Source organism: Streptomyces synnematoformans (assembly GCF_039531005.1).
Lineage (GTDB): Bacteria > Actinomycetota > Actinomycetes > Streptomycetales > Streptomycetaceae > Streptomyces > Streptomyces synnematoformans.
Window position 1 is genome coordinate 1 of record NZ_BAAAPF010000372.1, and the last position, 6,380, is coordinate 6,380.

Genomic DNA, 6,380 nt, shown 5'->3' on the forward strand with positions numbered 1-6,380 from the left:
CCAGCCGCTCCCCCGGCCCCGCGCCCTCCCGCACCATCTGCACCTGCCCGAACCGCGCCGGCCTGTCCTCCGCCGCCACGAACATCGGCGCCAGCTCCAGCAGTTCCTCCGCCAGCGCCGTCGGCAGCGGCTCCGGCTGCCCGCCGGCGCGCGCCAGGTCCCAGCCGTGCACCGCCAGCTCCAGCGCGCCCGTGCACGTCACCACCCCCGCCGCCAGCGGCAGGTGGCCGACCGTCACCAGCTCCCGCCGCCGCACCGCCGCCCACGCGCCGAGCAGCCGCCGGGCCCGGTCCCGTACCGCCCGGGCCGGGTCGGCGAGGCTGTACGCGGCCTGCGGCTTGAGGGCGATGTGGCCCGTGTCCGCCGCCTCGTTGAGCGCCGCCATGGAGTCGCCGACGTGCGCGAGGAGCTGCCCGAGGTCCCACTGCGCGCACGGCGTGGGCCGCCGCAGGTCGCCCGGGCCGATCCGGTGCAGCACCCCCAGCGCGTACGTCACCGAGCGCTCCAGCAGCGCCACCCCGCCGAGCAGCGCCGTGGGCGCGCTCCCGTCCGGCCTCATCGGTTCCCCCCGCCGGTCAGGGCGCGGTCGCTCGGGGTGTCGTCGGTCAGGACCTCCGGCAGGCCGGCGGTGGTGAACAGGGAGGTGTCGAAGAAGCAGCCGACGTGCGAGATGCCGCGCCCGCCGGGCGCGACGGTGAGCACGTGCAGCGCGAACGGCCGGAAGCCGTCGTCGCGGCCGCCGGCGTCGCGGGTGTACAGCGCGAAGCCCGGCTGGCCGTTGAGGCCCACCGGCAGCAGCCGCGCCTGACCGGGCGCGTACGGGCACTGCACGGTGGTGAGCGTCGCCACCTGCTCCGGCCCGCGGAACCACTCGGGGAACGGCGGCATCTCCCAGACCACGTCCTCGGTGAAGAGGCGCACGATCTCCCGTACGTCCTTGGTCACGAACGCCTCGACGTACCGGTCGAGCAGCTCGCGCCGCTCCGCGTCGTCCGGCTCGGCGACCGACTCCTCGCTCGGCGCGGCCTTCGCCAGCTGCGCCCGGGCGCGCTGCAGCGCGCTGTTGACGGACGCGGTGGAGGTGTCCAGCAGCTCGGCGACCTCGGCGGCCTTCCAGCGCAGCACGTCGCGCAGCAGCAGCACCGCGCGCTGCCGCGGCGGCAGGTGCTGCAGGGCGGCGACGAACGCGAGCCGCACGGACTCCCGCGCGCCCACGACCGCTGCCGGGTCGGTCTCCGGCGTCTCCACCAGCGCGTCCGGCACCGGCTCCAGCCACGGCACCTCGGGCTGCTCGGCGAGCTGCCCGGCCGGGTCGTCGCCGGGGCCGCCGAGGCCGGTGGGCAGGGGGCGGCGCCGGCGCCCCTCCAGGGCGGTGAGGCAGGCGCGGGTGGCGATGGTGTGCAGCCAGGTGCGCAGCGAGGAGCGGCCCTCGAACCGCCCGTATCCGCGCCAGGCCCGTAGGTACGTCTCCTGCACCAGGTCCTCGGCGTCGTGCACGGAGCCGAGCATGCGGTAACAGTGCGCCAGCAGCTCGCGCCGGTAGGGGTCGGACTGCCGCAGGAAGTCCTCCTCGGCCGCCGTGTTCGCCGTCGCCATCGCCGCTCCGCCCTTCTGGTCGCCTCCGCTGCGTCCCGCTACCCGTACTGACTGCGCGATGCACGAAAACTCATCGCCGTCCGTGTCCCCCGGCGCACCCGGCCCGTTCCGGACGCGTCCGGTTCGGCGGCACCGGCCCGCCGGCACCCACGCCCACCTGCTTATCCTGGCCGCATGCCTACCGCAGTCGTCACCGGAGCGAGCAGCGGCATCGGCGCGGCCACGGCCCGCCAGCTCGCCGCCGCCGGCCACCACGTCGTCCTGACCGCCCGCCGCAAGGACCGCATCGACGCGCTCGCCGCCGAGCTGACCGCCGCCGGGCACGCGGCCACCCCGTACGCGCTGGACGTCACCGACCGCGCCGCCGTGGACGCCTTCGCCGCCTCCCTCGACGCCTTCCCCTCCGTCGACGTACTCGTCAACAACGCCGGCGGGGCGCTGGGCACCGAGCACGTCGAGGCCGGCGACCCGGCCGACTGGCGGGCGATGTACGAGGTGAACGTCATCGGCACGCTCAACCTCACGCAGGCGCTGCTGCCCGCCCTCGTCGACTCCGGGGACGGCACCGTCGTCATCGTCACCTCCACCGCCGGCCACGCCGTGTACGAGGGCGGCGGGGGCTACGTCGCCGCGAAGTTCGCCGAGCACAGCATCGCCGCGACCCTGCGGCTGGAGCTGAACGGGCGCCCCGTGCGGGTCGTCGAGATCGCGCCGGGGATGACGCGCACCGAGGGCTTCGCCGTGACCCGGATGCGCGGCGACGAGGAGAAGGCCGCCGCCGTGTACGCGGGCGTGAAGGAGCCGCTGACCGCGGACGACGTGGCGGACACGATCGCCTGGGCGGTGACCCGCCCGGCACACGTCAACGTCGACCTGCTGGTCGTACGCCCCCGCGCGCAGGCCGCCAACCACAAGGTGCACCGCGAGCCGTGACGCCCCGCCCGCCCGGGCACCCGGATGGCCGCGCCGCGGCGGCCGTCGCGAGCCCGCCGCGGGAGAGTCGTCGTACGCCTGCCACGCGGACCACCGCATCGTCGGCGGGGCGCCGGACGCCGCGGCGACGGAAGGAGAACCGGCCCATGGGTGACCTGCTGCTCGTACGGCACGGCGAGACCGAGTGGAGCCGCGACGGCCGCCACACGGGCCGCACGGACCTGCCGCTGACCGACACCGGCGAGGAGCAGGCCCGCGCGCTCGTCCCGCTGCTCGCCGGGCGCCGCGTCGCGACCGTGCTGTGCAGCCCGCTGCGGCGCGCCGTCCGCACGGCGGAGCTGGCGCTGCCCGGCCGCCGCGGCACGGTGCTGGAGCCGCGGCTGCAGGAGTGGGACTACGGCGGCTACGAGGGCCTGACCACCGCGGAGATCCGCGACGGCCGCCCGGGCTGGGACCTGTGGCACGACGGCGTGCCCGCGGGCGCCCCCGGCCACCCCGGCGAGACGCTGGCGGCCGTCGGCCGCCGCTGCGGCGAGGTGCTGGACGACGCCGACGAGGCGCTGCGCGCCGCCGCGGGCTCCGCCGGGCACACCGACGGCGACGTGCTGCTCGTCGCCCACGGCCACGTGCTGCGCGTCCTCACCGCCCGCCGGCTGGGCCAGCACCCGGCCGCGGGCGCCCTGTACCGGCTGGAGACCGCCACACTGTCCGTCCTGGGCACCGAGCACGACCGGCCCGTGCTCCTCGGCTGGAACCTCCCCGGCGGCAAGGTCGGATGACGCCCGCTCTGCCGATCACCTGCACACATGCGCGAAGATAACGGGGTCAACCGCCCGTCGGCGGACACCCGACCGGACGAACCGGCAGGACGTGCGATAGACATGGGGTCGTCGGCCCGCCCCGGGCGGCACCATGACCTGGAGTCGGAAGGAGCCTTCTCCCGTGCAGCGAAGGGCACTCGCGCAGGCCGCCGCCGCGGCCGCCGTGCTCGCGGTCGCGCTGGCCGGCTGCACCGGCGCCGACGGGCCCACCGGCGCGGTCGACAGCCAGTCCGGCGAGGCCGGCGCCAGCTCCGTACCGGCGCCCTCCGGGAAGTACAGCACGCTGCCCGAGCCGTGCACGGCGGTGAGCGCCGGGACGCTGGAGGAGCTGCTGCCGGGGGCGGAAGGGGAGAGCGGGGAGAGCGGGGAGGACGCCGAGGAGCCCCTCGCGGGTGAGCCGGACCTCACGTACGACGCCGACCGGCTGGTGGGCTGCAGCTGGGAGCGGGAGACCACCGAGGGCGGGCACCAGCTGGAGCTGCGGTTCGAGCGGATCGTGTCGTACGACGACGAGATCAGCGACGACGAGCAGGCGGCGCAGATCTACGCGGAGCGGGCCGACGAGCACGACGTCGACGTGACCGACGACCCGCCGGACCTGCCCGACAAGGCCGAGACCGGCAACGCCTCGGGCGGCGGTCCCGCCGGCGGCGAGGCCGGCGCGACGGAGCCGCAGGACGGTGGCGCCGACGGCGCGACGGACGCGGCGGACGACGGCGGGACGGACGGCGACGGCACCAACGGCGACGGGACCGACGGCGCGGGCACGCCCTCCGGCACGGGCGGCTCCTCCGAGTCCCCCGGCGACGACGGCGACGACGGCGAAGGCGCCGACCCCGCGGCGACCCTCACCCCCCGCCTCCTCGACGGCATCGGCGACGAGTCCTTCCTCGACGACCGGACCGTCGGCGCCGGCAAGCACCGCGAGGTGACAGTGGTCTTCCGCACGTCGAACGTCGTGGTGACCCTCACGTACGACCACTGGGACACCGCCGCGACCGAGCCGCCGGACACCGCTGAGCTGCAGCAGCGCGCCCAGCAGGTGGCCGACCAGCTCGCGGACCGGCTCGCCGGGTGACGGACCGGCGGTCCGGACCGCCCGTACGCCGTCCGCGGCGGCGGGTACGCTCGCAGCCGGTGCCCTCCCGGCGCCGGGCCCAGAGCGCCGTGCCCCCGCTCGCGGGCCGCCCGACGACCGAGTGATGAAGGACCCATGCACCGCTCAACCACCCGCATCTCCCGAGTTCTGGCCGCCGCGGCCGTGCCCGTGATACTCGTCACCGCCGGCTGCTCCTCCGGCGACGACGGCGACAGCGGCGGGCAGAGCAGCTCCTCGCCGTCCCCCGAGACCAGCGAGCCGAAGGTGGAGCCGGCGCGGTTCGCCGAACTGCCCGACCCGTGCGACGCGCTCGCCAAGGACACCGTCAAGGACCTGGTGCCGGGCGCGAAGAACACCGCGGGCACCGCCGGGAAGTCCGCCGACACCTCCCAGCGCAGCAGCTGCTCGTGGACCGGCCTCAAGGGCTACCAGTGGCGCTGGCTCGACGTCTCCTTCCAGCGCTACGACTCCGACCCGGCCATCGGCAGCGGCGCCGACCGCGCCGCGGAGTACTACGGCAAGCAGATCAAGGCCGTCGAGGCCACCGAGGGCGCCAAGGACATGAAGTCCTCCGCGCGGTCCGGACTCGGCCGGCAGGCGACGGAGTTCACGTACAAGACGACGGAGGACAAGGAGGACTACCGCAAGCAGACGGTCGTCGTCCTCCACGAGAACGTCGTCGTCAGCCTCAACTACCACGGCGCCGGCTTCCAGGGATCGGACCAGCCGAAGGCCGACGACCTGCTGAAGGACGCGGAGAAGGCGGCCAAGGAGGCCGTGGCCGCGGTCAAGTGACCGGACCTGCATACGCAGCCCCGTACAGCTGTGCGAGGCTGGCGTGGCTCCGGGCCGGGCCCGGGGCGACCGGTGGTCTCCAGCGGAGAGGGAACGGCGCGTGGACAGGGCTCCTGCGATACGCATGAACCGGACGCACCGCATACTCATCACCGTCGTCGTCCTCGGCGCGGTGGTGATCGCGGCGATCGGCTTCGCCGGGTCCTACGCGGCCGTGCGCGACCTCGCGGAGAAGAAGGGCTTCGGCGACTTCGCGGTCTTCTTCCCCATCGGCATCGACGCCGGGATCGTGGTGCTGCTGGCCCTCGACCTGCTGCTGACCTGGATACGCATCCCGTTCCCGCTGCTGCGGCAGACGGCGTGGCTGCTGACGGCGGCGACGATCGCGTTCAACGGCGCCGCGGCGTGGCCCGACCCGCTGGGCGTCGGGATGCACGCGATCATCCCGGTGCTGTTCGTGGTGTCGGTGGAGGCGGCGCGGCACGCGATCGGCCGGATCGCGGACATCACGGCCGACAAGTACATGGAGGGCGTGCGGGTCTCGCGCTGGCTGCTGGCCTTCCCGTCCACGTTCCGGCTCTGGCGCCGGATGAAGCTGTGGGAGCTGCGGTCGTACGAGGAGGTCATCCGCCTCGAACAGGACCGCATGGTCTACCGCGCCCGGCTGCGCGCCCGCTACGGCCGCGCGTGGCGGCGCCGGGCGCCGGTGGAGGCGGTGATGCCGCTGAAGCTGGCCAAGTACGGGGTGCCGCTGGCGGAGACGGCGCCGGAGGGGCTGGCGGCGGCGGGCATCGACAAGCCGCTGCGCCCGCAGCCGGCGCGGCCGGCGCAGCCCGAGCTGGAGCGCCGACCCGCGGGGCGGGGTGCGGTCCGGGAGCACGGAGACGGGGCGCCGGGCCCGGTGGCCGCGCAGCCCTCCGCGCGGGTACGGACCGCCGCGGAGGCGCCCGCGCCCGTACGGACCGCGCACGCGGCACAGGACACGCACGCGGCCACGGCACCGGCACCCGCACCGCAGGCCGCCCAGGCGGCACAGCTCGCGCAGGCGGCACCGGCCGCCCAGGCCGCGCACACCGCGTACCCGGCGTCGAGGTGCTGCCCGTCGTGGAGCAGACCGACCACATCGACATCCCGGA

The 6,380-nt window shown here is 75.6% G+C and carries 7 protein-coding genes; 5 read left to right on the forward strand and 2 right to left on the reverse strand.

From position 1 onward, the window contains the following. The coding region (locus tag ABD317_RS32210; protein WP_344294634.1) for a TIGR03086 family metal-binding protein at positions 1–559 on the reverse strand (559 nt) is incomplete at its 3' end. Beyond that, positions 556–1,596, reverse strand: a complete 1,041-nt coding sequence (locus tag ABD317_RS32215) for a sigma-70 family RNA polymerase sigma factor (protein ID WP_344294637.1) — start codon at positions 1,594–1,596, stop codon at positions 556–558. The genes ABD317_RS32210 and ABD317_RS32215, both read right to left, overlap by 4 nt. Before the next feature lie 174 nt (positions 1,597–1,770). On the opposite strand from ABD317_RS32215, the gene ABD317_RS32220 reads away from it, so the two are divergent. The 5 genes from ABD317_RS32220 to ABD317_RS32240 all read left to right on the forward strand — a co-directional run. Further along, a complete protein-coding gene (locus tag ABD317_RS32220; protein ID WP_344294639.1) occupies positions 1,771–2,529 on the forward strand; it encodes an SDR family NAD(P)-dependent oxidoreductase in 759 nt (252 codons plus the stop codon). A gap of 146 nt (positions 2,530–2,675) precedes the next feature. Further along, positions 2,676–3,308 carry a histidine phosphatase family protein gene (locus tag ABD317_RS32225; RefSeq protein WP_344294641.1) on the forward strand — a complete coding sequence of 211 codons (633 nt, stop codon included), beginning with the start codon at positions 2,676–2,678 and terminating at the stop codon, positions 3,306–3,308. A gap of 163 nt (positions 3,309–3,471) precedes the next feature. Beyond that, the gene (locus ABD317_RS32230; protein ID WP_344294643.1) at positions 3,472–4,428 is read left to right on the forward strand and encodes a hypothetical protein; all 957 of its coding nucleotides are present in this window, start codon (positions 3,472–3,474) and stop codon (positions 4,426–4,428) included. Positions 4,429–4,563: 135 nt separating this feature from the next. Beyond that, on the forward strand, positions 4,564–5,244 hold the full coding sequence (locus tag ABD317_RS32235) for a DUF3558 family protein (protein ID WP_344294645.1): 681 nt from the start codon (positions 4,564–4,566) through the stop codon (positions 5,242–5,244). Positions 5,245–5,368: 124 nt separating this feature from the next. After that, on the forward strand, positions 5,369–6,380 hold a 1,012-nt coding region (locus ABD317_RS32240; RefSeq protein WP_344294647.1), incomplete at its 3' end, for a DUF2637 domain-containing protein.

What these genes read in the sequence shown, in the direction of transcription:
- ABD317_RS32215 (WP_344294637.1), bottom strand. Translation starts at nt 1,596, where the DNA reads ATGGCGACGGCGAACACGGCGGCCGAGGAGGACTTCCTGCGGCAGTCC.
- ABD317_RS32220 (WP_344294639.1), top strand. Translation starts at nt 1,771, where the DNA reads ATGCCTACCGCAGTCGTCACCGGAGCGAGCAGCGGCATCGGCGCGGCC.
- ABD317_RS32225 (WP_344294641.1), top strand. Translation starts at nt 2,676, where the DNA reads ATGGGTGACCTGCTGCTCGTACGGCACGGCGAGACCGAGTGGAGCCGC.
- ABD317_RS32235 (WP_344294645.1), top strand. Translation starts at nt 4,564, where the DNA reads ATGCACCGCTCAACCACCCGCATCTCCCGAGTTCTGGCCGCCGCGGCC.